This is a genomic window from Ignavibacteriales bacterium, from assembly GCA_015709675.1.
In the GTDB taxonomy this organism is placed as follows: domain Bacteria; phylum Bacteroidota; class Ignavibacteria; order Ignavibacteriales; family Ignavibacteriaceae; genus H2-BAC3.
In genome coordinates this window covers 885,608-912,242 of record CP054182.1, presented here as the reverse complement: position 1 = coordinate 912,242, position 26,635 = coordinate 885,608, and the positions used below count along the sequence as shown (strand labels likewise).

Genomic DNA, 26,635 nt, shown 5'->3' with positions numbered 1-26,635 from the left:
TTAACAGACCCGCCGGGGCAATATACAAATCCGTGGTAATCAGCGCTGCTTCAGCATCCGTTAAAATCCGCGGACAATGGGCAGGTACAATGACTTTGATTGATAACTGATTTTTCATTTTTCATACTTCATACTTCATACTTCATAATTCATACTTCATAATTCATACTTCATAATTCATACTTCATAATTCATCGTAAATTGTTCATTGTCTTCCCTTTCTCATCATAGCTCACCTCGGTAAACTGATATATACCCTCATCTGATATCTTAAGAATGGTTGTGCAGCGGGTTCCGTAGCCCGGACTTTTTATAAATACCGGTGAAAGTATTTTTTCCAGCGCAAAGCCGGCACCCGTATCAGGCAGTTCATCATCGGGAGCATGTGTTTCATCCTGCATAAGCTTCAGCAGATGCTCCTCATCGGTTTCACCGCGGGATATCAGTTCTGCAAGCCCCTGCTTTGCCGTCAGATTTTTGCGCCAGGGCGTGTCCAGCAGCGCGTTGCTCAGCCCGTATATACCGGGCGAAAGCAGGATGGCTTTATCGGTGATATTTGAGTAGCAGAGCATCTCATGGTTATCCATTACCAGAAGATTAAACCCGTTATACTGTGCGCTCTTTCCGGTTAGCTGCAGAGTATATTCCGCGGCGGACATACTACCCCGCAGAAAATCCATGACCAGTGCCCCGCGGCTGGGAGCATCCGGCCTGATGTTCTTCAGATCACGGTAATTGGTGAGCGCAGCAAATCTGCCCGAACGGGTGATGCCAAGCCAGGTGCCCCCGCCTTTAAGATCAATTCCGCAGAGGATATCACCCCGCTGCCGTGCCGGTTCTGCCGGACGGTTATAGAATTCATCCCGGTTGGCAGCAAGCAGCAATTTCTGCCCGGGGAGGGTTTTGTACGCAAAAACTATAAGACACATATCAGATCAGTCAACTGCTCCGGAGGATAAAGTGTAAAAATGTTATATTGCATAATAACAAGATATGCACACTCAAATGAATAATGATTTTAACAAAACATACACCTATAATCTCTTTTTCAGACTGCTCTATTCCTGGGGGAATGTTCTGATAACAGTAATTCTTCTGATGTATCTTATCCCGATGCTCGGGGGGATGACCGGCCGTCTGTTTGAGTATTTTTATTCCATCCTTCTGGCAGGGATGATTCTGATGTTTAACCTCTGGTTCTTCCGCATCTGGAAAACATTGCCTTTTACCATCACCGTTAAGGACGGAGTAATTACCGGCAGCAATTATTTTTTCAGCAAAAAAACGGTTTCTTTCAGAGTAAGCGATGTGGTAAAGCTGCAAGGGGGAGTTTTTGACGGAAAAAACCGCGGAATGATGCGGATTATTTCAGCCGATAATGAAATTGCGTTTTTTCACTCCATCACGGACGGAAAAAATCTGCTCGCGTATATACTCTCACAGGTTTCACGGGAACTGTATGACGCGGTGCTGGGCAGGTTCGGGCACAAGAGAAGTGATTTAAAATAAAAATGGGCAGATGCGGGGTTTACACCTGCCCAAGGGTATAGCTGTATTATTTTAGGAGGGTCATTTTTTGCGAGAAGCTGCGTCCGTTAACCTGAAGCGTGTAGATATAAACACCGCTGTTTAATCCATCAGCATTAAAGTCAATCGTGTGCTCGCCTGCTTCCTGAAGGCCTGACATAATTTCAACAACCTTCTGGCCTAACATATTAAACACAGACAAATTTACCAAACCTTTTTCCGGCAAATAATAAGAAATTTTGGTGCCGGGGTTAAAGGGATTCGGATAATTCTGACCGAGTGAATACTCTGACGGCAGTCCTGCAAAAAGAACCTCAGCGGTCTGTGAATACTCAAACTCACCAGAGAAATCAACCTGTTTCAGGCGGTAGTGATATGTACCGGGAACCGAAGGCCTGTCGGTAAAGGTATATCCGGTCATGCCCTGCACGGTACCGCGCCCTTCAACAAATCCGATTTTCTCCCATGAGGAGCCGGCTGCTGATTTCCGCTCAATTTCAAATCCGCGGTTATTCAGCTCTGATACGGTAATCCATTTCAGCCAGACTTCATTCTGCTCTGAGGTGGCCATAAATGATACCAGTTCAACCGGAAGCGGTTCTGTTGCGTTGAAGCTTACTTTATCAAGATAAATAGTTGCAGTATCGTTATGATTAGCCGGATACGGGGCTCTGAAGACAATAGCATCAATGGTGACAGGATCCTGAATCATCCCGTTGCCGGAAGAAATAAACGGATCCCAGCTGTTGGTGTCGGTCATATCCCATGAGTAGAGATACCATCCGCCGTCACCGATAACAGGAATCGGAACGGCAATTTCATTGGTGCCAACGCCGCTTCCGCTTGCGTTAAGGTCATCAATGATCAGCGAAGCTGAAAGATACGGACGATCCGTCTTAATCCAGTAGCCAACAAAACCGGTGTCATTCAGAACCAGATTATTAGCCGGGCTTCCCGTGCCTGAAAGAAAGCGGACAAACCAGTTAAGGGTATCTGCGGGGTTATCAATAAGCTGAACTTTAATGAATTTAGTGCCGCTTACCGCAGCAAAGGAGGAATCGAGTGTTGGGGCAGAAGGTAAAATTCCAACGGTGGATCCGGAAAAGGTGGTCGCCAGATTAAATCTTCCAAGGCCCGTTTCAAAATCATCAATGATTATCGTCTGTGGGAATAACACTCCGGAAGAAACGAAAATAAAGAGAAGTAATTTATTAAGCATGTGGCTGTTCCTTTGTAGTTATAAGGTACGCGGGTTGTAACTAACCCTTTTTAATACCTGAGTTTAAAAAAGAAAAAGCCCACAACAGGAGGTTATGAGCTTTTTACAAAAAGAATTATCCTAAGATAGCGTCTTTTGCGGCTTTGGCTATTCTGAACTTCAGAACTTTTTTAGCCGGAATGGTGATGGTTTCACCGGTTGCAGGATTTCTTCCTTTTCTTTTCTTTCTCTGAACAACAACCAGTTTACCGAGGCCAGGGAATACAAAGCTTTTCTTTGCTTCTTTGTATGCCATCTGAACGAGGGTATCCAGGAAACCAGCGCAATCTTTTTTGGTCAGTCCGGTTTTAGCGGACAGGCTTGCCAGTATTTCTGACTTTGTCATTGGTTTTGCTTTTGCCATAGGGATTTCTCTCCGATTATGTTTATAAGTGTGCCGAAACATACTAATTATTTTACAAAACAAAAAAGATTTATGTCATACGGAAAAATTATTTTGGAAGCGTTTCACCCTTATTTTATGGTGGTTCCGGGGCATTCAGTAAGGGCAAGGGGAGGGACGGTGAACGCTCAGCAGCGTGTGGTCCGGCTTAAAACGGGATGCCTGCCGCGGTATCAACTGCTCTAAACGGGAGATTCCGGCACGGGTGCCGGCAGGAGGTTTCCCCCTTCTCTGTGGAAATCCGGAAGAGAATGTTTGTTTGTTTTCAGACAGTAATATATACAGGCTGAACTGTAACGGAGCCGGATATACCGGCGCTATTTCACCTGAACCCGGTCAAGAATTTCAGCAAGCTGCCCCGCGGCATGTTTACGGTCATATTGCATTACTTTTGAAAAATCTTTCTTAAGCCCCGAAACCGCGGTAAAATATTCCCACCCCCTCGCCTGATACCCGAAGAGACGTCCGCTACCGGTTTTAAGGAGGATGTCGCTGATCTCTTGGTTATCATCACCGAATGCAATGACCGGCCTGCCGGTGCGTATATATTCAAACAGTTTGCCGGGAAGATGCCGCTTTTCAGTGGCGCAGACCAGCAGATAGTCGGCCCGCATCATCTCGCCGATCACCTCGCTGTAAGGAAGAAATCCGGTATATTCGGTTATGCCGTCAAGACCGCAGCTGCTGATGGCGGCGCGGATGCCGGGGGAAACACTGCCGGTAAAACGCAGACGTATATCCATCCCTGCCGCGAGTTTATTCTTTATATATTCCCAGAACGGCGGAATATTCTGATAATCAAATATGTTTCCCGCGTGAAGAACCGTTACCGGACCCTCCTTTTTTTCAGACGGGGGCTGCAGATCCGAAAAGTTTTCTTCATTATAACCCCAGTGGATTACGCTGCTCTTCTGGGCAATGGAGGGATATTTGTGTATATAATCATCCTTCATGGATGAGGTCACAAAAACTGCCGCGGCTGAATCCTGCAGCACGCGTTTCTCCAGATAATTGTCAGCCGCCAGCGTAAGCCTGCTCCGCTTCATGCCACGGTAATAGACAATATCCACCCAGGGATCAATAAACAGCGGAATGAACGGAATTCCATGCTTAAGTGAAATTCGCCAGGGGGCTAGATGGGAAGAGTGCGGAGGAGCAACACATACCATGGCGTGTATATCATGCTCGCGGAGGATTTTTTTAATCTCCTTTTTTGCATAAGGATACCACCCGGCACGCGCGTCAGGCACAAACAGGTTCATCCGTATCCAGACGGATATACGATGGGCGGGCGAGCGGTTCTCCTTAGAAATGGTTTCAGATGCAACAAGCCGCTCCCCTTTTTTCTTCCCCGTAAATGCACGGTATATATCAAACGGCTCAAGCACATCCGTGCGGTAAACCGGAAGCGAAGGATCAACCTCCTTCAGCATGGATTCATCCCGCTCTGAGAAGCCGTCCTCCTTTACCGTAAGCACAACCGGCTGCCATCCGGATGCGGGAAGATGCTTTACCAGCCGCAGCGGAAGATGCAGCGAAGCTTTACCTGAAGGAGGCCAGTAATAGGAAATAAAAAGAACTTTTTTCAGCGCTTTACTCCGCAAAAACGGACAACGGATGCTTCCCCTTCATGGAATTTTCCCTCACGCAGATGAACAGCGGCGCGGGTAAGCACTTCAAAATCAAGATCAATAAAATCTTCAACCAGCTCAGCCAGAGAGTAGAGAAGATCGGTATCCTGCGGTCCGCCGGATGATTTGCCAAGCTGCTCCTTGTCAAACGCTTCAAGAATCACCACACCGCCCGGCCTGAGTGACTCCACCACCTTTTGATGCAGCAGACGGCGCTGCTCTTCAGGCAGATGAATATATATAAGTGCCGCGGCATCAAACGTCTCCGGCCGCGGTTCAAACTCCTCAAAGGTACTGATGTTGTAGGCAAACTCATAACCGCTGCCTGAGGCAAGTTTCTGGGCTTTTTCTTTTGCGGCAGTGCTCCAGTCAAACGCTTCCGGCTGCCATCCTTTCTGCAGTGCATAAAAAGCATTTCTCCCCTCCCCTTCCCCCGGTAGCAGAATCCGCCCCGGCTGAAGAAGGTCTAACCGTTCCTTAAAAAACTCATTCGGCCCGGTGCCGTAAACATACTCTTCCGAAGAATAGCGGGAATTCCAGAACTCAATCATGATTAATTATGAATTATGAGGTATGAATTATGAATTGCAGGTATGAAGTGTGAAGTACGAAATATAAAATATGAATTACTCATGAATATGCTTTATCAATATGATTAACGAACTAATGGGATTTATGAAATTCGGTGGTTATCAATAAAATGATGTATAAACTAAGATGGTTTATGAACCCGGACGATTTATGAACTACAACGTTTTAAAGTGAACAATAAAGAGTTTACCTCAGAGGAAGAGGTTAAATATATACCCGGAATAATTCACAATTCACCATTCACAATTCACAATTCACCATTCATACTTCATAATTCATACTTGATAACCGTTTTTCTGCAGGCGGAGGGTTTCGCGTTTTTTAAAATGCTCCAGCCGTCTGATGATCAGGTTATAACGGAACGTGTTTTTAACGGCGCTTTTTTTAACAGCATAAAGCGCAACGATCAGGGCAGCAATTGATTGCAGCATCAGAATAATCTCACATTAGTTACTGAATAATAAACTAATAAATTACAGACGGAAAAGCTGCAAAATTACAATGCAATCCGTCTACTGACACAACCCGACCATGCCCTCTGACAATTTTGTTAAACCGCCTCTGCTGCTTATTACTAACCGCAGAATGCCGTCTTTTATTTAGCCGTTTAGCTCCTTTGATTTTTTAATTTTTCTTTGCAGCGTTCTTTCACTGATGCCAAGGACGAACGCTGCCTTTTGCTGATTTCCCCCGAAAGCCTGCAATACCTGCCGGATATACTCATCCATTGCTTCCTCCAGTGGTAAAAATCTGCTTAACTGCTCGCCGCGCTGCTGCGACGGCTCCTGATGCCCTGCCGCGGGTATCATCAGTTCCGATACCATCCCTCCCGAAGGCGCCTGAGCGGCTGCGTTCAGAACTACGTTTTCAAGCTCCCGGATATTTCCGGGGAAGGAATAGTTCTGCAGCTTTGCCTGTGCCTCGGGGGTAAAGCCCCGCAGGATCTTGTTATATATACGCTCTCCCACTGAAAGAAAATGTCTTGCCAGCAGAACCGGATCATTCCCCCGCTCGCGCAGCGGCGGCAGATGGATATATCCGCGGTTCAGCCGGTAATAGAGATCTGCCCGGAACTCATTCTTCTGCACTTCGCTCAGCAGCTCCTTATTGGTGGCCGCTATGATTCGCGTATTCAGTTTGACCGGGCGGGTGCTTCCGATCCGGTAAATTTCATTATACTGAATCACCCTAAGCAGTTTGCCCTGCAGATCCTTTGGCAGTTCTCCTATTTCATCAAGAAAGAGCGTGCCGTTATTGGCTGATTCAAAAAAACCTGTTTTATCACCGTGCGCACCGGTGAATGAGCCCTTTTCATGCCCGAAGAGTTCTGACTCAAACAGCGATGGCGATATTGAAGCCAGATTCACCGGAACAAACGGCTGTTTAGACCGGGGTGAAAGATCATGAATCTTCCGCGCTATTAAATCCTTGCCGGTACCTGTCTCCCCCGTAATTAGAATCGTTTCATTAGTCGGCGCGAAAATTTTAATAAGCTGAAAAACCCGCTTCATCTGCGGAGCGCCGGTAATGATGTCGGAAAAATCAGCATCAATGCTTTCTTTTTCCTTCCCGGATTTATAGGTCTCACTCCTGAGCCAGTCCCGCTCCTTTTGCAGCAGCGATTTTTCAAGCGCGCGCTGCATGGTAATAAAGAGGCGGTCAAGATCGGGCGGCTTAATGATGTAATCATAAGCGCCGGTCTTTATTGCGTTAAACGCGGTCTTAACATTCTCAATAGCCGTGAGCATGATAACCGGAATTTCAGGACTCTGCTGCACAATTCTCTCAAGCAGACTCAGTCCGTCTAATCCCGGCATATTAACGTCCAATATAATCAAATCGAACGGTTTTTCAGCAAGCAGTGGAATCACCGCGTCCGGATTCTGCTCAATGGTCACATCCTCGTAACCCTGCTCCCACAGCAGCCGCCTAAGGGACCTGAGGAATGACAGCTCGTCATCCACAATCAGCAGGGAAACATTCCGTACCGGAGTGCTTCCGTTAAAAAGCTCTGTTGCCGCCGGGGCAGTGCTACTCGCTGAGGTCTCTTGCACAGCCATTCAGATTGATGGTACCAAGTTTAACCGCGGCACGGTAGGCAAATTCCATTTCGGACATGCCGTCAGAGCACTTCCCTTCGGTGATCGTAATGGTCACTGCACGGTTTTTTGCGTCAGTTGTGGTATATACCCACTTGCCCGGAGAGACCGCCGGCGGTGTGAATTTCCACTCCTCGCCGTCTGCATTATCCGGTGTGAGAAAGAGGATGGAGCCGTTTTTAATGACGATAGACCAGAATGGCTCCGTGCCGATACAGCGGAAGTTCATCTTTTCAGGGGTATTGGTGCGGACGAGCGCACCCCCCTCCAGAGCGTATATATACAGCTCTTTGGCTCCGGCGGAGTTCTGCACTTCAGCATGAATAAACACTGAGTCATACGTGATACCGGTAACCTCCAGATTCTGCGTGACCCGGGCCGCGGCTATCTGGCGGATGCTGCCTGAATCATCCTCGGCCACAATCAGTTCATACAGGAAATCTGCCCCGCTCTTTTTTCTCACAAGCACAATTCCGTCCGGTTTAGCATCACCGGTAACATCATAGAGACCTGCTGAGCGCACCTCAAAATAGACTCCCTGGCCGGACTCATTTTTCCCATCGGTCATAGCCGCCTGGCTGCCGTCAGAAAAGGTGTACGTGCCATTCAGCAGAACCTCATCATTCAGCTCCGCCGGAGTCCGGGACTCCTCCTTCTGCCCGCAGCCGGTCAAAAAGAAGAGTGATACAAAAAACATGACAATGTAAAGGGAAACAGGTTTCACGGGTCTCTTTCTGAAAAACTAATATCAAATTTAAGGAATTATGGGCAATGAATTGTGAGGTTTGAAGTATGAATGATGAATTGGTCACATATCCCGAAAGTACGAAGTATGAATGATGAATTGGTCACTTGTCACCGGAAATGGGATTTTAAGAGTGTTTTTGCCCGAAACTGTGGTGGTTTTCCGTAAATCCTCCTTTGCGTCTTTGCGTGGGGTTTCTGAATCTTTGGCCAATTTCTCTCTGCATATCTTCGCAGAGACCGTCTGTACCATTTACATCGGGGCCACTTCCTCCGTGACACAGAGCTGCATTAAGCAGTCACCTGCAATTCAGCCATTAACCCAAAAATTGCCCTTGACTTTATAGCGCCATTTGTGAAACTTTGCATACAATTAAACCGAGATTTTATTTCATGCTGAAAAAGCTTGTTTTGGTGCTGATTCTGGGGAGCAGCGCAATTTTCCCCCAGACTGTTCTGAGTAAATACGCCGGAGAATTTCTTGCCATTGGGGTGGGCGGACGCCCGCTCGGCATGGGAGGCGCCTATACGGCTATTGCCAATGATGTCACCGCAGGATATTATAACCCCGCCGGTCTCGCCAATCTGAACTACCCCCAGATCTCCCTGATGCACGATGAGCGTTACGGCAATCTGGTTAATTATAACTACGCGGCTTTTGCTCTCCCCTACGGCTCTGAATACTCATTCGGGCTGAGCGTTATGCGGCTCGGAGTGGATGGCATCCCTGATACCCGCAACGCCCTGATTGACCGCTCCACCGGACAGGTGATTTATGATATCAACTCCCCTGCGGCAAAACTTGACCCATCTCTTGTTAAGGAGTTCAGCAATCAGGACTGGGCAATATATCTCACCGGAGCCAAGAGGCACTCAAAAGATTTATACTTCGGTATAAACATGAAGCTGATCTACCGGAAGATAGCCGAGTTCAGCGCGACAGGAATCGGGTTTGACGCAGGCGTGATGTATTTCCCCGCTGAAAATCTTTCACTCGGAGCAAATGTGCAGGATGTTACCACTACCCTGGTAGGATGGAGCACCGGACGGAATGAACTGATCAGCCCCACACTTAAACTGGGCGCTGCATATAAACTTGAAGTATTTGGTCTTGCATTCTCCCCCGCGCTTGATTTTGATGTCCGCTTTGAAGGAAGAGAATACGCAGCACAGTTTAATATGGGACCCGTGAGCATTGATCCTCATTTCGGAGGAGAACTCAGCTATAAAAATCTTTTTGCCGTGCGCGGAGGATATAATGATGTGAAGCAGTTCACCATGGGAGCCGGAGTGCGCCTGCCAAAGCTAAATATAGATTACTCATTCGCGCGCTTCACCATGTCAGAGGAAGACCGCCTGCCCGATACACACCGTATATCTCTGATTCTCACCCTTGAAGAAGCAAGATTCCTGAGATCAGTGAACAATTAACAATTTACAATTTACAATGATTGATAAAAAAGCCGCATCACTTGTGCGGCTTTTTTTATTTTAAAGAACTTTGCGTGTAACACTTTGCGGCTTAGCGACTTTGCGCACAAACTGCTGATGCGGCCAAGGACAGCAAAGACATTAAGAACACGAAGAACGGTGTATCAAAATTTCATACTTCATAATTCATACTTCATAATTCATACTTCATAATTCATAATTCAAGTTCCACTGTCTGATCATTATGCTCAACACTGGTGAGGAATTGTGCCTTCGGGTTATTCTGCTGAGCCATTCTCAGCGAGAACTCCGATTCAGCCAGATATACCAGATTATCATTTTTATCATAATAGAGATTGTTATATCTGATGCGCTTCAGTTCATCTATCTCGGAAGGATCATTAAATTTAACCCACAGCGCTTTATGAAAACTTAAGGGATAAAAGTCGCAGCTTGCGCCGAACTCATGAAACAGACGGAACTTCATTACATCAAACTGCAATTCACCCACAACTCCCACAACTTTTTTGGTGCCGAGGTTCTGCGTAAAAAGCTGCGCAAGTCCTTCATCTGTTAAATAGCGAATTCCTTTTTCAAGCTGCTTTGATTTAAACGGATCAGTAATGCGCACTTCACGGAAGATCTCCGGTGAGAAGCGGGGTATTCCCTTAAACATGAAGTTCTCCCCTTCCGTTAAGGTATCACCAATCTTAAACGTTCCGGAATCATACAATCCTATCACATCACCGGGGAATGCATCATCAATCACATTCTTGGTTGATGCCATAAATGTAGCAGGGCTGGGGAACTTCATATCACGGTTCAGCCGCACGTGATGATAAAACTTATTCCGCTCAAACTTTCCTGAGCAGACTCTCAGAAACGCAATGCGATCGCGGTGCTTGGGGTCAAGATTGGCGTGTATCTTAAAGACAAATCCGCTGAACTTCTCTTCATCGGGTTTAACCAGACCGTGCGTTGCTTCACGCGGAGCAGGCACCGGGGCAAGTTCACAAAAGGTTTCAAGCAATTCTTTGATGCCGAAGTTATTGAGCGCGCTGCCGAAGAATACCGGCGCGACCTCACCGCTCAGATAGAGTTCAGGAGTGAACTCCTCATACACGCCGTTAATCAGTTCAAGATCTTCCTTGAGTTTGCCCACACTGCTCCCAAGCACTTCAGCAAGAGCGGGATCATCAAGATCCTTAAAGGTCTGTATATCATCCTCAATGGTTGTCTTGTTGGAGGTAAAAAAGGCAAAAGAGTGCTTATATATATTATACACTCCCTTAAAACTCTGTCCGTAACCCACGGGCCAGGTCAGCGGTCGCACGCGGATATCAAGCTTTGCCTCAACCTCATCAAGCAGATCAACCGGAGGCTGCCCCTCACGGTCCATTTTGTTTATGAAGATAATCACCGGAGTCTTCCGCATACGGCAGACTCCCATCAGTTTTTCCGTCTGCTCCTCAACACCTTTCACGCTGTCAATCACCAGGATGACGGAGTCAACCGCGGTCAGTGTGCGGTACGTATCCTCGGCAAAATCTTTGTGGCCGGGGGTATCAAGCAGATTAATTTTTTTATCATCATACTCAAATGAAAGAACAGAAGTCGCGACTGAAATGCCCCTCTGCTTTTCAATCTCAAGAAAGTCAGACGCAGCTGTCTTTTTAATCTTATTGGACTTCACCGCTCCGGCAATCTGAATCGCTCCGGAATAAAGCAGCAGCTTCTCCGTAAGAGTCGTCTTCCCCGCATCGGGATGACTTATAATAGCAAAAGTTTTTCGTTTGGCAATTTCTTTATTTAGGCTCATTAATCTTAAATCAGTATCGTGTTAACTTGAGAAATTAGTAATTAGTAAAACTAATTAGAAATTAGGAGTTAGTACTTAGTAATAATTTATAGTTTTAATTGGTAATTAATTTAAAACCTTCAGTTATTATCTTGAGGATTTTATTGTTTTGGTTATTGCAGTTAGAATCTTTATTATTTCATGAATGTCGTTTATCACTGAATTATACTCTTCTTTTGAGATATAATCCGTCCTGAAAAGCAGTTCTATCCAGTACTCTGTTTCACCGGCTTCTTTGAGTGCTATTGTCAGCTTGTGTAAAAAATCATTAGTTGATTCACCATACCTGGCTTCTCTGACTAATGCTCCGATAGCAGTACCTGATCTGACAATCTGTTTTGAGAGAACATATTCTCGTTTTTCCTCCCTGAGAAAGTTTGCAAGCTTTACCATCCTTATGGCAAACTGCAGACTCTTATCTCTTATGACATTCTCTTTCACCCTGCCTCCATTTATTTTTGTCTTTTAAATAATTTCACGATTCATACTTTTCCTCCGACCCCGCTCCCATTACTAATTACTAACTACTAATTACTAATTATCAAAAATCATCATAGACCGCGTCCGTATTGATATACGAATAACCGTATTCCTGGCTCTGTATATTCTGCATTTCGGTGCGGAATTCTTTTTCGTTAGGTTCGTTCAGCAGGACGATAGCGCGGATATCTTCTTCTTTCGGGAGGACTTTAATCAGATTTTCCGGGAATAATACTTTGTTGCGTTTATCTATTCTGAATGATATTTCATAAGCTTTCATGTTGCGTCTCCGTTTGGTATATATTTGTTATTGAATCCCCATCAGTTCCCTCGCTCCTTTAAGACTTGCTTCGGTAACCAGTTCACCGCTCATCAGTTTTGCCACTTCAACCACTTTCTCCTCAAGCGTGAGTTCCCGTATGTGACTGAATGCCCTGCCGTCTTCTTCCCGCTTCTCAACCGAATAGTGATGATCGGAGAGCCCCGCGATCTGCGGCAAATGGGTTATAGCGATTATCTGATGATAGGATGATAAATTCTTTAATGCATTACCCACTTTCTGCGCGATGCGGCCGCTCACCCCGGTATCAATTTCATCAAAGATCAGCAGCGGAAGCCGGTCATTTTTTGCCAGTATGGTTTTCAGCGAAAGCATAATACGCGAAACCTCTCCGCCGGAGGCAACCTTTGCAAGAGGCTTTACTTCTTCCCCGGCATTGGCTGACATCAGAAACTCCACATCATCAATTCCCGAACTGCTATAGCGCACTTTCTTTTCGCCGGCGTATATATAATCATCCCCCTGGGCTGCCGGCTGTTCCTGGCGGATTACAAACTGCGCATTCACGATGCCAAGGTTCACCAGCTCCCCGATAATGCTTTTGCTTATTTTACTTCCCGCTTTGCGGCGTTCTTCGGAAAGCTTTACCGCCTGTTCACCGCAGATTTTCCGCTGTGCCTCGATGTTTGCTTTCAGCTTTGCCGTTTCTTCCTCAAATCCGGTTGCAAGTTCCAGTTCACGGCTTATCTCATCGCAGTATTTCAGAACTGCATCCACACTCCCGCCGTATTTTTTCTTCAGCAGAGAAATCAGATTAAGGCGCTGCCTCATCTCTTCCAGACGCTCCGGGTCAAGTTCAAGATGCTCCTTATATGTCCGGAGCTCGCTGCTTATTTCTTTTGCCTGAGCTATCACATTGGAGAGCATTTCATCAAGCCCCTGAAGTGACTTGTCAATCTGTGCTATCTGATGCAGTTCAGTGCGGGCTTTGTTTAATATATCAAAGGCCGGAACCTCACCGTCATTAAGCAGGTCATAAATCATTGTGGCAGAACCGGCAAGCCGCTCAGTATTCTCAAGCACTTTCAGCTCATCAGCCAGCTTTTCATCTTCCCCCGGCTGCGGATTAACAGCCGTTATCTCCCTCACCTGAAATTCATACAAATCTTTTTTCTGATGAAGCAGCTCTTCTTTATTCATCAGTTCAGTATATTCACTTATCAGAGCACGGAGTTTGCGGTACTCTGTTTCATAACTGTCACGCAGCTTCTCAAGCCCTGCGGCCTCATCCAGCATTTCAATATGGGTTTCTTTGCGCAGAAGCGACTGATGCTCATGCTGCCCGTGAAGATCAACAAGAAGAAAACCTGCATCTTTCAGAGCGGTGAGCGGTGCCGGAGTATCATTAAGAAAACTTCTGCCGGATCCCTTAAGAGATATCTCTCTCCTGATTATAAGCTCATCCTGAAACTCTATATCAAGCTCTTTAAGCAGGGCTTTCATTTTTTTGTTGCCGCTTACGTCAAAAACCCCTTCCACCACTGCTTTCTGAGTGCCGCGGCGCACCACTTCCGTTGAGGCCCGCTCACCAAGGAGCAGTCCCAGTGCATCAATCAGAATTGATTTACCTGCACCGGTTTCTCCGGTAATAATATTCAGGCCGGAGTGAAAACTCACGGTGATATTTTCAATCAGGGCATAGTCTTTTATCTGAAGTGTTTTCAACATACGGTTGTGGTAAGGATTACTTTCCCAGTTTCAGTTTAGCCATCGTCAGGCCGGAAATCGTCTTCGCGTCAATAATTTTTCCCTCCCTGATCATTGCGTCCGTTTCTTCAAATGTATATTCGTGCACCTGCATGCCCTGTTCTCCCTCTTCACGATTATGGCTTCCGGCTTTTAGTCCTGTTGCTATATAGATATGCAGTATCTCCGTGCAGAAACCGGGTGTGGTGCAGATGGCTCCGAGTTTTTCGACAAGTTCTGCTTCATATCCGGTTTCCTCTTTCAGCTCACGCACCGCACATATATACGGATCTTCTCCTTTGCCAAGTTTGCCCGCGGGGAGCTCGGTCAGCCATTGCATAAGCGGGTATCGGAACTGCGTAATCAGAACCGCCTTTCCCTGAGAAGTCACAGGCACCACCACCGCGCCGCCGTCATGCAGTGCGGTTTCGCGCACTCCGGGGTTGCCGCTGTCATACTCAATCTGATCCACCTTCAGATCAAACACGATGCCGCGGTGCACAATTTCGCTTTTAACTATCTTAAAATTCATGAACAGTTATATATATCCGCTTCCGCTGTTGTTATCTGTCGTAGTAGGGTATCAGTTCACTGCCGAGATATTTCAGCGTGGCGGTTATCACTCCCAGATCATCAAGATATCCTATCAGCGGAGCAATATCAGGAATGGCATCAACCGGCGTTATAAAATAAATCAGCGCTCCGACCACTATGCTTTTTCTGTACCATTGCACGCGGCCGTCGCTCATATATTTAAACAGGGCGATCACATCCTTAAGAAAGGAAATCTTTTTGCCGGAACGTTCAAGGGTCTCCCACAGCCCCTCTTCCACGGTTTTTTTATCCTGTTCAAACTTCTCACGGTTGTCACCGTAATCAACTTCACGCCAGTCTATATTGTCATTTTCCATGCTTCTCATCCGCCGTTTAGTGTTTCTTTACAGATAATCAGAGTTTTTTATTCTTATCAAACCAGTCCAGAACCGTTTTCCACCAGAGGCGGCTGTTCTGCGGTTTTGCCACAAAGTGGGTTTCGTCCGGGAAGTAGAGGAACTTGCTCGGCACACCCAGCCGCTGCAGCGAGGTATAAAGCTGAAATGCCTGGTCTTCGGTTACGCGGAAATCCTTCGCGCCGTGCACAACCAGAACCGGAGTCTTGCAGTTGTGTATATACCGGTGCGGAGACCATTTTTCATACATCTTCCGGTTCTGCCACGGAGTGCCTTTGAATTCCCACTCAGGAAACCAGAGTTCCTCGGTGGTACCGAACATACTTTCAAGATTAAACACTCCCGCGTGAGAAACCAGCGCGTTAAAGCGGTCGGTGTGCCCGGCAATCCAGTTGATCATATATCCGCCATAGGAAGCTCCCGCCGCAAAAGTGTTCTTTTTGTCAATAAATTTATATTTCTTAACGGCTTCGTCATACACATTCATCAGGTCGGTATATACCTTGCCTGCCCAGTCACCGGAGATTTCATCGGTAAACTTCTGACCATAGCCGGTGCTGCCTCTGGGATTCGGCGCAATAACCACATAACCGTCTGCGGCAAACATCTGTATATTCCAGCGGTAATGAAAGTCATCTGACCAGTGCCCCTGCGGTCCGCCGTGTATAAGGAAAATCATCGGATATTTCTGCGTCTCGTCAAAAAACGGCGGCTTTACCATGATTGACTGAACCGGGGTTCCGCCTGCTCCTTTTACCCAGAAAGTCTCAACTTCATTCATAACCACATCCTTCAGACGCTCAGCGTTAATGAAGGAGATCTGTTTTACGTTCTTTCCGTCAGCATCGGCAGAAAAGAACTCATGCGGCTGTGTGGATTTCTGCTGTTTAAAGTAAAGCTTTGTCCCGTCAGGGGAGATCATCAGAGTAGAGCTCATGTGCTTCTCAATGATTACTTCAGCTTTGTCTCCGCTCAGACTTACCCGGTAAACTGATTCATAAATCTCTTTAGCCGCGGTGAAATATATATGCTTCCCGTCCGGACTCCAGATGAATTCGCTGACGGATATATCCTGCTTCGGAAAAAGCTGGCGGGTTTTGCCGCTCTCCACATCATAAATCATCAGCCGCAGGCGGTCTGCTTCAAATCCGGCACGCTCCATGGAGGTATAGGCAAGCAGTTTTCCGTCGGGAGAAAATACCGGTTGATTGTCATTCCCCTTGCTGAGTGATATCTTTTTGTGTTCCGGTTTTTTTCCTTTCTGCAGTGTGCGCAGGTCAAGGAGGAATATATCATTATTCGTGCTGGTTGCCAGAACCTCATCCGTGTTCATGGTAAACGCAACCCAGTTGCCGTCCGGAGAGAAGGTATAATCTTTTGCACTTCCTAATGCAATCGGCGGCACATCAAATTTGCTGAAGGGGGTGAGATCGGTAATCTCTTTTGTTGCCAGATCAAGCAGAAAAAGGTGGCTGCGTTTGTCACCGCGCCAGTCGTCCCAGTGGCGGTACATCAGCTCCGTAAATACCGAGGCTTTTACTTTGCTGTTTTCAGCATCTTCATCTTTTTTCTTATTGCACTCCTGATCTGCGCAGTCAGGATAAACACTTGAAACAAAGAGCATCTTTTTGCCATCCTGAGACCATACCACTCCTGAGGCGCCGGTGTGGTGAGTGGTAATCTGCTCTTCACCGCTTCCGTCAGCGTTGGTCAGCCAGATCTGGTTGCCCGTCACATAGGCGATTTTCTTGCCATCGGGAGAAAATTTAGGACCGCTCTCCCCTTTTTCGGTGTTTTTCAGGGCTTTCAGGCCGGTTCCGTCCGTATTGATAACATAAACGTCACTGTTTCCCTTGTTCAGATCGTAGGAAAAGGAAGTGAGCGCGAAGGTTATTTTAGAGCCGTCGGGAGAAAGATCGGCCGTGCCAATCCTCTGCATAGCCCAGAGATCGTCAAAATTAAGCTGGCGTCCGTTTTGTGCGTTCATCATTACTGATAAGAATAAGAAAAATGATAGAAGTTTGTACATCAATACCTCGGAAAAATTCAGTTTTAAAAATAACCAGAAAAGGGGAAATTTCCGGAGAAATTAGCGGGCAGTTATTTGGAATGAAAACCAGGTTTTTGGGCGGGTCTTGCAGTTTGGGTTGAGTGTTCAGGGACAGCAAGGACGGCATGAGTTCAACTTTTTCTTTGCGCTTTAGCGGTTAGGGTATGAGAACACGATTAATGGATGAACACGATGCACAGGATTAATTCAGTCCCGTAGGGGACGAAATATTAATAGCATATGATTTCCAACTATTCCCAAAAGCCCTGGAAAGACGAATCAAAAATCCTCGGACCATGGACGGAATTTATTTTTTTGAGATAAAATTGTACATTGTTCATTGTTAATTGTACATTGATTTTTCGATCCGCGCTGCCCTGCATCCGTTTAATCCGCGGCCATTGGCGAAGGACATGCAAATCGTCCTTGTGCGATGCAGCCTGGCATAAAATAAAAAACCCCGCCTCCTTTTCAGATGACGGGGTACCTCCTAAAAATCTGTCTGACTCTTACTTCAGAAGATTCATCTTTTTAACAGCCGAAAAACTTCCTGCGGTAAGTTTATATATATAAACTCCGCTGGTCAGATTACCCGCGTCAAATGCTTTGGTGTGAACTCCCGCTTCCATGGTCTCGCCATTGATCAGTACTGCCACCTCCTGGCCGAGTGTGTTGTAGATCTTCAGCGTTACTTCTGATGCCTGTGGCAGCGCGAAGCTGATCGCTGTTGACGGGTTGAACGGATTCGGATAGTTCTGTGAAAGAGCGTATGCATCAGGGGCATTGCTAACAGCAAGTTCAACTATATCAGAGTATTCATACTGCCCGTCTGTGTCTATTTGCTTCAAGCGGTAGTGGTATTTGCCAGGAGCAAGATTCTTATCCGTAAAGGAATATGCTTTTTCTGCGTTAGAGTTGCCGTGCCCGGTTATAAACCCGAGTGTTTGCCAATTACTTCTGTCGGAAGAGCGTTCCACATTAAATCCGGAATTATTTACCTCAGTCGCAGTTTTCCACTGCAGGGTAACGTTGCTGCCTGTGGCTCTGCCGATAAATGAGGTAAGTTCAACCGGAAGAGGAGTGCCTGAGGGATTCTCCCAGTCAAGATACGGGTAGCCATTATTAAAACTGTCATCACGGTTCCAGATTGCCAGATTCCATCCGGCATCCGAAAAAGTCTGATTGGTTTTCATTTGTGCGGTGGTTTTTCCTGTGCCTCCTGCTGAAGATGCCTGACCGGAAGTTTGTGTATCCCAAAAGCAGTTGGTTGCTGATGCAGTCATAATAGTGCCAATAAGACCTCCCACTGAAGACGAACCACTGACAGCACCGGTTGAATAGCAGTTAACGAGATTTGTTGATATAATACGACCTGCAAATCCCCCCGTCTGCCCTGATGTGGAAGTTACATTTCCGGTTGCATAACAGTTAGTGATAGAGGTATTTGAACCAGTGATGCCTATAAACCCGCCTGTATATAACCCAGTCGTAGTAACTGTACATGAAGAATAACTTTCAGAAATCGTACTGTTGGAAGGCGTCCATCCTATCAATCCTCCCATATACTCTACCCCTGTAACCGAACCAGTTGAAGAACATTTACTGATAGTAGTTTTAGTTATTTTTCCTGCAAGCGCACCGCACACCCAGTTTGAGGTGATTGAGACAGAAACAAGTTTAACATTTGATATAACCGGTGTAACAATATCATTTCCGACATAGGCAAACAGCCCGATATAATGCTGGCCGGGTCTGTTTATGGTTAATCCGGTAATACTGTACCCCTGACCATTGTAGCTCCCCAAAAACGAAGTTGCATCGGTAGCTCCGATAGGATTCCATCCCAAACCGCCATTCCAATAAGCACCGCCGGAATTTCCGGTTTCATAGCTCAGATCAATATCAGCAGTCTGGATAAAATGGGAAGTCCGATAATCACGCACATTATTAAGATGTGCAGCTGTGGCAACCTGATAAGGATTCCCTGATGTACCGTCGCCACCGGCAAACTGGGCTGAGACAGTAAGTGATGCCGCAAGAAAAAGTACGAAAACAAAGTAAAAATGAACCACTCTCAAAAAACCTCACATTAACTACGTAAAAAAATGAACCTCTGCTGCTCATACTATTATCGTGCGAGCTAAGAGAAACAACGGTGAACAGTAAAACAATATGGCTTTAATTTTATCAAAATTATATAGGGGCTGGCCCTCATTTTTTGGAAGAATACAGGAGGGGATCATTAGAATTGAGGAGTTAGTAATCTTTGCAACCTAGCGGTTTTGCGCGGGATAGGGAATAATAGCGAAACCGGGGGATGAATCAAAACTCTGCGCTGCTCTGCGGATTACTTTGCTTTCTTTGCGATGAAAATTCCTCTCTGCGTCTTAGCACCTTTGCGCGAGGGTAAGGTATTAGAACACGATTAAAGGATACACACGATGCACAGGATTATACCAAATCAGCTCCGGAGGAGCGATATATTAATAGCATATGATTTCCAACTACTCCCAAAAGACATGGAAGAACGAAACAAAAATCCCCGGACCATGGACGGAATTTATTTTTTGAGATAAAATCGTACATTGTTCATTGTTAATTGTTAATTGTACATTGATTTTCCGATCCGTGTTAATCCGTGCTGCCCTGCATCCGTTTAATCCGCGGACATTGGAGAAGAACATGCAGATAGTCCTTGTGCGATGCAGACTGGCATAAAATAAAAAACCCCGCCTCCTTTTCAGAAGACGGGGTACCTCCTAAAAATCTGTCTGACTCTTACTTCAGAAGATTCATCTTTTTAACGGACGAAAAACTTCCCGCAGTAAGTTTATATATATAAACTCCGCTGGTCAGATTACCCGCGTCAAATGCTTTGGTATGAACTCCGGCTTCCATGGTCTCGCCATTGATCAGTACTGCCACCTCCTGGCCGAGTGTGTTGTAGATCTTCAGCGTTACTTCTGATGCCTGCGGCAGTGCAAAAGAGATCGCTGTTGACGGGTTGAACGGATTCGGGTAGTTCTGTGAAAGAGCATATGCGTCAGGTGTGATGCTCAGAGCAGAATTTCCCTTCATCAGAACAGGGATATCCTGGTTAAAGCTGTTTCTTGCGATTACCGCTTCAAGTTCAAGTGATGACTTGTTCTCAAATACCAGATACGCAACAATTCCCTCAGCGGAGATTGCTTTTTTATCACCACCGATTACCGCTGCGTCAATCTGTGCGAGATCACCTTCCTGACGGAAGATTACAAAACCGTTTTCATTATTCAGTTCACCAGCTTTTTCAACACCTTTGAGTGTCATTCCGGTTCTGAAGCTGAAGGAAAGTCCTCTTACATCTTCAACACTTCCTGAGAGATAGACAGGAACACGAACGGTGTTTCCAACAATCTCTTCGCCGAGTGTTACATCGATCGGATTTACTTTTACTTTCGGCAGTTCGTTGCCGGCTGATTTACCATAACCAACTGAGAAGATAATCAGATCTTCAAAGTTGATGTTGCCGTCAGCGGTAGGAAGCGCAAAGTAGTTTCCTGATGCATTGGTAGGACCAACGTCAAATTTTGATTTATAGAGTGTGCTAACCTGAGCGTGATTGCTCCAGTATGCAGATGCAAATAAACTGAGGTCGTTAATGTTGATAAGACCGTCACCGGTGGTTTCAACAGATGCACTTGCAAAGTCACCGAGATAAAACTTTACTTCAGCGCCGTGGTCTTCGGTAACGAGTGATACCTGTTCATTTGCAGCAATATCATACTGACGGAAGTCAAGAGAATCAAGTGATACCTCAAGATGACCTGGTTTCAGCATGGTAAATATAAGACGTGCAAGATATTTGCCTGAGCCGGGGGTCATGTTGATTGCAGATGATATATTCGATGCGTTAACCTTCAGGCGGCCGGTTCCGGTTACCTGTGTATAAAAGATGCCGCTGTCAAAAAGATTATTATCACCTGCTGCTGCGGAAAGAGTTGCTTTGGTTGCATCAAAGTTTACAACAAAACTGGAAGCAACCATTCCTTCGCTTCCTGTTGGTACAACATAGATGGTGCACTTTGGTGCGTTATAGGTCCAGTCAGGGCTCGCTGGAGTCCAGCTGAACGGTGAAGTTATTGGCGAACCAAATCCGACTTTCGGATATAAGATGTTCTCGCTAACCTCATTGTTATTGCGGGTAAGATATACGGCCACATCAAACAGCGAAACCGTACCTCCGAACTCATACGAACCGATATCTGCGGCTCCTGAGCGGTAGTAACCGCGCTGATCCTGAGCAGGTGCACCTGTTGAGGTGCCTGCGTCAATAGCCGGACTTCCGGTCTGCAGAGCCATGGTTCTTGTCGGCCCGCCATTATCAGCAAGAGCTGAAAGCAGCGGATCCTGGCCCGTTAAGCAGTTTGTGAAGTTGCCTGATATATTATAAAACCCGCTGTTCTGATTCATGCAGTTTTCAAATGTATATGCAGTTGAACTGCCTGCCCACATCTGCGGGCCCTGATTTGAAGCTGTGTTGCCGTGAAAAATAGTATTTCTGAATGTAACCGGCTGCGGATTTCCGCTTGAGTTGTCAGAAGAGAATGCACCGCCGTTGCCTCCTGCATTATTCGCGAAAGTACAGTTGGTTATGGTGGTTGCAACTACATTGGATGGTCTCATAAAGATTGCACCGCCATATACACTTGAAGTATTGCCCGAAAAGGTGCAGTTTGTTAAAGTCATGGTATAGGAATCACTGTTATCCTGCATGAATAAAATTGCACCGCCGCCCATCCAGTCACCCGGCCTCCATGCTGAAGAGAATACATTGTCTGCAAAAGTAGTGTTTTCTGCTGTAAGGTTGCTGCTAAAGAGAGCGAGTGCACCGCCGCCTTCGCCGTACCATCCGTGCGGAGGCTGAACTGAAGCTATATTTCCGTAAAGTTCGCAGTCTCTTATGATTACATTTGCGTTAGTAACCTTTACCGCGCCCCCGGTTGAACCTGAAACTTCATACGGCTGTGCTTTTTTTCCATAACGGAGAGTAAGCCCTTCAAACTGCAGCGTGTTTGATGCTGCGTATGAATCAAAACTGACGGTCATAATACGGTCAGATGCTGTGTTATACGAAGCAGCTCCCTGAATGATGGTGTTTGCTGCACCCTGCCCCTTAAAGCGGAGCGATTTATTTAAAAGCGTGAGTGCGTTTTCAGTGAAAGTCTGGGCAGCAAGGTTAAGTATATCACCATCTGATGCTGCTGCGATTGCTGAGGCAATAGTAGTGTAAGTCTGACCGGTGCCAACTTCCACCAGTTCAGAAAAATTGATGGTCAGATCACTTTTTGCTGCATTCACCACCGCCGAAGCATCACCTCCTGAAAAAGCAGAGTTCTGAAATGCAATAGTAAGATTACTTACATCGTTTGCGTTACCGTGCGCGGAAGCATTACCGCTGAGTGATACAGAAAGAGTGGTTGCAGAAGTTCTGGTAATTACTGCCGTCAGACCTGAGGGCAGATTCGTTACTGTTGCTTTTCCTCCTGAAACGAAATTATCACCGTTTGATCCGGTGAAGGTTGCCCCGTCAAAATTATTATGGGTAATCGTCAGAGTATTTTCGATTGAACCATCATTAGACATTGATTCAGAAAATCCCGCTCCGCTATAGGTTAATTTCGGTGCTGCTATGGCAACAGAAGGTGCCGGATTGCTTCCTTGATTGGTATACCAGTTAGCTGCCGGAGGGGTAGCATCCGTCCCGAAATTAAAATAGAGAGACTGATGGAACATTCCGTTATCAACATCGGATATCACCCACCGCTCGGTATCTGAATGAAAATACATGTAATATGAAGGTGATCCGCTCAGAGTATAATGCGGTTTTCCGTTAAGAGTGCCGTCATTAACATATACACCGTTTACACCGGCTGTTCCCGCCCCTGATACCTGATAGTTCTGCGCCTGCAGCGTGCCTGCCGCCAGGAGCAAAAATGAAAAAAGAAAAAACAATTGCTTCATTGTATCCTTAGGTTTTTTGATAAATTCTTCCTGCCCTCTTTGCAGTTGTGATCCGGCGGAATCCCTCCATGGTTCAGGAGAGATAACGTTTTTCACTACACACACTAAACTGCAACCCGGCCGGACTGACAGAAAACGGACCGGACGGGATTGGGATTTTTCAGGGGAGCAAATTACCGGGAGGTTAAGGAGCATAAAATAGGGGCTGGCTCTCATTTTTTTGGGGATATAGGGGCCAGCACCTAGATAATTAGTAATGAGGAATTAGTAATTAGTAATCAATGTACAGTTTACAATGTACAATGAACAGGCATACTGAGAAATTATCCTTTGAATTCTCTTTGCGTCTTGGCGACTTTGCGCGGGATTAGGGTATCAGCACACGATTAAAGGATGAACATGATTGACAGGATTACAATAAACAGCTCCACAGGAGCGAAATATTAACTGGCAACAACGGGATAATCCAGGGAATACCCCAAACAGGTCATTACCGATACTCCATAAACCGCGTTAGCGGTGACCTGTTAATAGCTAGTCAGATAAAACCTCCAAATCCCTGAACCCGCAGCGCGGGTGACCTATGGTTGTATATGAATTCCAATATCTCCCAAAAGCCTCAGAGGGACGAAACAAAAATCCCCGGACCATGGACGGAATTTATTTTTGAGATAAAATTGTACATTGTTTATTGTTAATTGTACATTGATTTTCCGATCCGTGTTAATCCACGCTGCTTCAGCATCCGTCTTAAATCGGCGGAGAATTGGAAATTCATAATTGTTTATGTATATCCGCAAGTCCTTTAATTACACTTTCTCTCATCTCACCGGCAAAGCGGTTATACTTATTCATATCAATATAGAGCTGCATAGTGTCTGCATTAGAGCGGGTGACTATATCCAGCAGATCAAAATATCCTCTGGTTCCGATGCTGTTCCGCGGCAGAGGAAGTGACCCAAGTCCCCGGCCTATGAACTGGGTGAGACACAGAGTCCATGCCATCTGGCGGTCATGTTCTTCAGCGGTCATTGTAATAATTTCAAGTCCGGCTGATCTGAATATACTGCTCAGCTGTATATATGCCGGGGTTTGCGCTGAGGGAGTCATCACCATCTGCCGTCCAGCCAGACCATCGGCTGTGCTGTCCGGTCCGAACAAAGGATGCGTTCCGATAATCTCATTCCGCGGAAAGTATTTTTTCATTACCTCAAGCGGATACTCCTTAACGGAGCAGACATCCGCAAGAACCGCGGAGCCTGATATATACTGCTGAATCTCCATGAGTAGCGGCTCAAGCCCAGATATCGGTACTGCAAAAAAGATATACTCTGCCTCCCGCAGCTCCGAATAATCACGGACTTTCAGTTCAGCCGGAACTGCAGCGTTTTTATCCAGGACTTTAAGAGCAAGTTCGGCGCCAAAGTGCTTTACAAAAAGCCGGCCGAATCGTCCGTATCCGAACAGTACTGAAGAAATGGTGTTACCTCATTAAATTAAACACGTGCAAAATACATCCCCTCCCGTAAAACTCCAACCCTCATCCCCTGAAAACCCTTATATTGCAGGTCGAAATTCGGTTCTTAGTGCCTGGTTTTTAGTTCGTGGTTCTCTGTTTATAATGCTTAGTTCTTTAAGGCCGAATTTCATCGTTAATTGTACATTGTACATTTATTACTAATTACTAACTACTCATTACTAATTAAGAATTGTTTGTTTCTCCTGTAATTCTCACTGCTGCTGAACTGCGGCTTGCTTACGGCCCTCAGGTCATTCTTGATGGTGCTTCGCTCACTATTCATGAGGGAGACCGGATCGGTCTGGTCGGACGTAACGGCGCGGGTAAGTCTTCGTTCCTGAAGATTATTGCCGGCGTGATGTCCGCCGACTCTGGCGATATCGCAAAGCGCAAGGATCTGGTCGCAGGATATCTTTCGCAGGATTTCACCCTGAACGAGAATCTGACCGTCCTGGAAAACATCATGAGCGGTGCGGGACGCATCCTCGATCTGCTCCGTGCTTACGAAGAGCTTCCCTACGATCATCCGCAAAAGCATATATTGGAAGAAAAAATCCTCCGTCTTGACGGATGGAATCTTGAGCGCGAAATTGGTATCCTCATCAAAGAACTTCATGCACCTCCCCCCGAGGCAGATATAAAAAGACTCTCCGGAGGGGAGAAGCGCCGGGTTGCACTCTGCCGCGCGCTTATCTCAAAACCCGATCTGCTGATGCTTGATGAACCGACCAACCATCTTGATACTGAATCAATTGAATGGATTGAAAATTATCTCGCTGTATATAAAGGCACCTGCATTTTTGTTACGCACGACCGCTATTTTCTTGACTCAATCGCAACACGCATTGTTGAGCTTTCGCATGGTGTGTTTTATTCGCACACTGGCAACTATACTGATTATCTTATAAATAAATCAGAGCGGCAGGCAATTCAGGAGACAGAAGAAAAGAAACGGCAGAATTTCCTCAGGCGTGAGCTCGACTGGGTGATGCGCGGACCCAAGGCCCGCCGCACAAAAGCCAAAAGCCGTCTTGATCAGTATTATGAAGTTGCTGCTCAGAAGGGACCTGAGACAGAACTTGATGTAGAACTTATCATTCCTCCGGCAGACCGGCTTGGTAATAAAATACTCGAGCTCAAAAACTGCGGAATGAAAATTAGTGACCGCGTTTTGTTTGAATCACTCAACTTCATCTTTGAACCAGGGCGCAAACTCGGCATCGTGGGCAGAAACGGCACCGGTAAAACAACTCTGCTGAAAATGATTCTCGGTCAGCAGGAGCCCTTCATGGGTAAAGCTGACTCGGGCGAAAAGACGATATATAATTATATAGATCAGGAACGTCTGATTCTTAATGAGGAAGAAACCGTTTTTGAGTCAATCGGCGAAGGGATGGAAGTAATTCAGTTCGGTAAAGAGAAGATGCCGGTGTGGACTTACTTACGCCGCTTTCTTTTTACTGATGACCGAATGAATACTAAAGTAAACCGCCTTTCCGGCGGTGAGCGAAGCCGTCTTCTTCTGGCTCGTATTCTTAAAAACGGCGGCAACTTCCTTATGTTTGATGAACCAACAAACGACCTTGATCTTCCTACCCTGCGCATCCTTGAAGAAGCGCTTATTGCCTTTGAAGGATGCCTCGTTATAGTAAGCCACGACCGCTATTTCCTGAACCGTGTCTGCAACGGAATCCTTGCTTTTGAAGGAAATAAATATCTTCACTTCAGCGAGGGGGATTATGACTACTATGTTGAAAAAAGAAAAGCGCGAGTTACTGAAGATATATCTTCACCTAAGGAGAAGAAAGAAGACACGCGCGTAAAACAAAAGCCGGTTAAGCTGAGTTACCATGAACAGCGGGAGCTTAACGCAATCGAAGAAAAAATTCTTGCTGCCGAGGCGGAAGCAGAAAGAATTGAATCGCTTTTTTCCTCCCCCGATTTTTACGAAAAGTATGCCGCTCAAACTAAAGAACTTCAAGCTCAGCTCGATGCGGCAAAAGCAGAATCTGAGAGACTTTATCGTCGCTGGAGTGAATTAGAAATGAAAACACAGCAATAAGAT

At 46.1% G+C, this 26,635-nt stretch carries 21 protein-coding genes; 3 read left to right on the top strand and 18 right to left on the bottom strand.

All coding sequences use genetic code 11. The features are described 5' to 3' along the window. Positions 1 to 191 precede the first annotated feature (191 nt). A complete protein-coding gene (locus HRU80_03285; GenBank protein ID QOJ27946.1) occupies positions 192 to 929 on the bottom strand; it encodes an NRDE family protein in 738 nt (245 codons plus the stop codon). Positions 930 to 1,005: 76 nt separating this feature from the next. Here HRU80_03285 and HRU80_03280 point away from each other — a divergent pair, with 76 nt between their 5' ends. After that, positions 1,006 to 1,509: a hypothetical protein gene (locus tag HRU80_03280; protein ID QOJ27945.1), complete on the top strand. Its 504-nt coding sequence runs from the start codon at positions 1,006 to 1,008 to the stop codon at positions 1,507 to 1,509. A gap of 46 nt (positions 1,510 to 1,555) precedes the next feature. Here the strand turns inward: HRU80_03280 and HRU80_03275 are convergent, their stop codons facing one another. From HRU80_03275 to HRU80_03245, 7 genes are all read right to left on the bottom strand, one after another. Continuing rightward, positions 1,556 to 2,746, bottom strand: coding sequence for a T9SS type A sorting domain-containing protein (locus HRU80_03275; GenBank protein ID QOJ27944.1), 1,191 nt, complete (start codon positions 2,744 to 2,746; stop codon positions 1,556 to 1,558). A gap of 115 nt (positions 2,747 to 2,861) precedes the next feature. Further along, entirely contained in the window at positions 2,862 to 3,149 is a 288-nt protein-coding gene (locus HRU80_03270) for an HU family DNA-binding protein (protein QOJ27943.1), read from the bottom strand. Between the two features lie 356 nt (positions 3,150 to 3,505). Next, the gene (locus HRU80_03265) at positions 3,506 to 4,792 is read right to left on the bottom strand and encodes a glycosyltransferase (protein QOJ27942.1); all 1,287 of its coding nucleotides are present in this window, start codon (positions 4,790 to 4,792) and stop codon (positions 3,506 to 3,508) included. Then, a complete protein-coding gene (locus HRU80_03260) occupies positions 4,774 to 5,370 on the bottom strand; it encodes a class I SAM-dependent methyltransferase (GenBank protein QOJ27941.1) in 597 nt (198 codons plus the stop codon). Before HRU80_03260 ends, HRU80_03265 begins: the two co-directional genes overlap by 19 nt. 315 nt (positions 5,371 to 5,685) lie before the next feature. After that, complete coding sequence (locus tag HRU80_03255; protein QOJ27940.1) at positions 5,686 to 5,841, bottom strand: hypothetical protein; 156 nt, start codon at positions 5,839 to 5,841, stop codon at positions 5,686 to 5,688. Between the two features lie 168 nt (positions 5,842 to 6,009). Further along, positions 6,010 to 7,470, bottom strand: coding sequence for a sigma-54-dependent Fis family transcriptional regulator (locus HRU80_03250; protein ID QOJ27939.1), 1,461 nt, complete (start codon positions 7,468 to 7,470; stop codon positions 6,010 to 6,012). Then, a complete protein-coding gene (locus HRU80_03245; protein QOJ27938.1) occupies positions 7,442 to 8,233 on the bottom strand; it encodes a hypothetical protein in 792 nt (263 codons plus the stop codon). The genes HRU80_03250 and HRU80_03245 overlap by 29 nt, the downstream gene beginning before the upstream one ends. 413 nt (positions 8,234 to 8,646) lie before the next feature. Here HRU80_03245 and HRU80_03240 point away from each other — a divergent pair, with 413 nt between their 5' ends. Beyond that, positions 8,647 to 9,684, top strand: coding sequence for a PorV/PorQ family protein (locus HRU80_03240; GenBank protein ID QOJ27937.1), 1,038 nt, complete (start codon positions 8,647 to 8,649; stop codon positions 9,682 to 9,684). Between the two features lie 214 nt (positions 9,685 to 9,898). On the opposite strand, the gene HRU80_03235 is transcribed toward HRU80_03240, so the two are convergent. From HRU80_03235 to HRU80_03190, 10 genes are all read right to left on the bottom strand, one after another. After that, positions 9,899 to 11,503 carry a peptide chain release factor 3 gene (locus HRU80_03235; protein ID QOJ27936.1) on the bottom strand — a complete coding sequence of 535 codons (1,605 nt, stop codon included), beginning with the start codon at positions 11,501 to 11,503 and terminating at the stop codon, positions 9,899 to 9,901. Positions 11,504 to 11,629: 126 nt separating this feature from the next. Next, positions 11,630 to 11,983, bottom strand: coding sequence for a four helix bundle protein (locus HRU80_03230; GenBank protein QOJ27935.1), 354 nt, complete (start codon positions 11,981 to 11,983; stop codon positions 11,630 to 11,632). 100 nt (positions 11,984 to 12,083) lie between these two features. Continuing rightward, entirely contained in the window at positions 12,084 to 12,302 is a 219-nt protein-coding gene (locus HRU80_03225) for a hypothetical protein (protein QOJ27934.1), read from the bottom strand. A gap of 27 nt (positions 12,303 to 12,329) precedes the next feature. Next, entirely contained in the window at positions 12,330 to 14,030 is a 1,701-nt protein-coding gene (recN, locus tag HRU80_03220; protein ID QOJ27933.1) for a DNA repair protein RecN, read from the bottom strand. 16 nt (positions 14,031 to 14,046) lie between these two features. After that, positions 14,047 to 14,580 (bottom strand): NUDIX hydrolase, encoded by a 534-nt coding sequence (locus tag HRU80_03215; GenBank protein ID QOJ27932.1) that lies wholly within the window; start codon positions 14,578 to 14,580, stop codon positions 14,047 to 14,049. Between the two features lie 31 nt (positions 14,581 to 14,611). Beyond that, positions 14,612 to 14,968: a DUF1232 domain-containing protein gene (locus HRU80_03210; GenBank protein ID QOJ27931.1), complete on the bottom strand. Its 357-nt coding sequence runs from the start codon at positions 14,966 to 14,968 to the stop codon at positions 14,612 to 14,614. A 28-nt stretch (positions 14,969 to 14,996) separates the two neighbouring features. Further along, positions 14,997 to 17,027, bottom strand: coding sequence for a S9 family peptidase (locus HRU80_03205; protein QOJ27930.1), 2,031 nt, complete (start codon positions 17,025 to 17,027; stop codon positions 14,997 to 14,999). A 530-nt stretch (positions 17,028 to 17,557) separates the two neighbouring features. Beyond that, positions 17,558 to 19,120, bottom strand: coding sequence for a T9SS type A sorting domain-containing protein (locus HRU80_03200; protein ID QOJ27929.1), 1,563 nt, complete (start codon positions 19,118 to 19,120; stop codon positions 17,558 to 17,560). Positions 19,121 to 19,826: 706 nt separating this feature from the next. Beyond that, positions 19,827 to 23,051: a T9SS type A sorting domain-containing protein gene (locus tag HRU80_03195; protein ID QOJ27928.1), complete on the bottom strand. Its 3,225-nt coding sequence runs from the start codon at positions 23,049 to 23,051 to the stop codon at positions 19,827 to 19,829. A 774-nt stretch (positions 23,052 to 23,825) separates the two neighbouring features. After that, the gene (locus tag HRU80_03190; GenBank protein QOJ30439.1) at positions 23,826 to 24,530 is read right to left on the bottom strand and encodes a prephenate dehydrogenase; all 705 of its coding nucleotides are present in this window, start codon (positions 24,528 to 24,530) and stop codon (positions 23,826 to 23,828) included. A gap of 230 nt (positions 24,531 to 24,760) precedes the next feature. On the opposite strand from HRU80_03190, the gene HRU80_03185 reads away from it, so the two are divergent. Then, positions 24,761 to 26,632 (top strand): ATP-binding cassette domain-containing protein, encoded by a 1,872-nt coding sequence (locus tag HRU80_03185; protein ID QOJ27927.1) that lies wholly within the window; start codon positions 24,761 to 24,763, stop codon positions 26,630 to 26,632. Positions 26,633 to 26,635 lie beyond the last annotated feature (3 nt).

Bases quoted from the DNA above. Each gene is read 5' to 3' on its own strand.
- HRU80_03285 (QOJ27946.1), bottom strand. From the start codon at position 929: ATGTGTCTTATAGTTTTTGCGTACAAAACCCTCCCCGGGCAGAAATTG.
- HRU80_03280 (QOJ27945.1), top strand. From the start codon at position 1,006: ATGAATAATGATTTTAACAAAACATACACCTATAATCTCTTTTTCAGA.
- HRU80_03275 (QOJ27944.1), bottom strand. From the start codon at position 2,746: ATGCTTAATAAATTACTTCTCTTTATTTTCGTTTCTTCCGGAGTGTTA.
- HRU80_03270 (QOJ27943.1), bottom strand. From the start codon at position 3,149: ATGGCAAAAGCAAAACCAATGACAAAGTCAGAAATACTGGCAAGCCTG.
- HRU80_03260 (QOJ27941.1), bottom strand. From the start codon at position 5,370: ATGATTGAGTTCTGGAATTCCCGCTATTCTTCGGAAGAGTATGTTTAC.
- HRU80_03255 (QOJ27940.1), bottom strand. From the start codon at position 5,841: ATGCTGCAATCAATTGCTGCCCTGATCGTTGCGCTTTATGCTGTTAAA.
- HRU80_03250 (QOJ27939.1), bottom strand. From the start codon at position 7,470: ATGGCTGTGCAAGAGACCTCAGCGAGTAGCACTGCCCCGGCGGCAACA.
- HRU80_03240 (QOJ27937.1), top strand. From the start codon at position 8,647: ATGCTGAAAAAGCTTGTTTTGGTGCTGATTCTGGGGAGCAGCGCAATT.
- HRU80_03235 (QOJ27936.1), bottom strand. From the start codon at position 11,503: ATGAGCCTAAATAAAGAAATTGCCAAACGAAAAACTTTTGCTATTATA.
- HRU80_03225 (QOJ27934.1), bottom strand. From the start codon at position 12,302: ATGAAAGCTTATGAAATATCATTCAGAATAGATAAACGCAACAAAGTA.
- recN (QOJ27933.1), bottom strand. From the start codon at position 14,030: ATGTTGAAAACACTTCAGATAAAAGACTATGCCCTGATTGAAAATATC.
- HRU80_03215 (QOJ27932.1), bottom strand. From the start codon at position 14,580: ATGAATTTTAAGATAGTTAAAAGCGAAATTGTGCACCGCGGCATCGTG.
- HRU80_03210 (QOJ27931.1), bottom strand. From the start codon at position 14,968: ATGAGAAGCATGGAAAATGACAATATAGACTGGCGTGAAGTTGATTAC.
- HRU80_03205 (QOJ27930.1), bottom strand. From the start codon at position 17,027: ATGTACAAACTTCTATCATTTTTCTTATTCTTATCAGTAATGATGAAC.
- HRU80_03195 (QOJ27928.1), bottom strand. From the start codon at position 23,051: ATGAAGCAATTGTTTTTTCTTTTTTCATTTTTGCTCCTGGCGGCAGGC.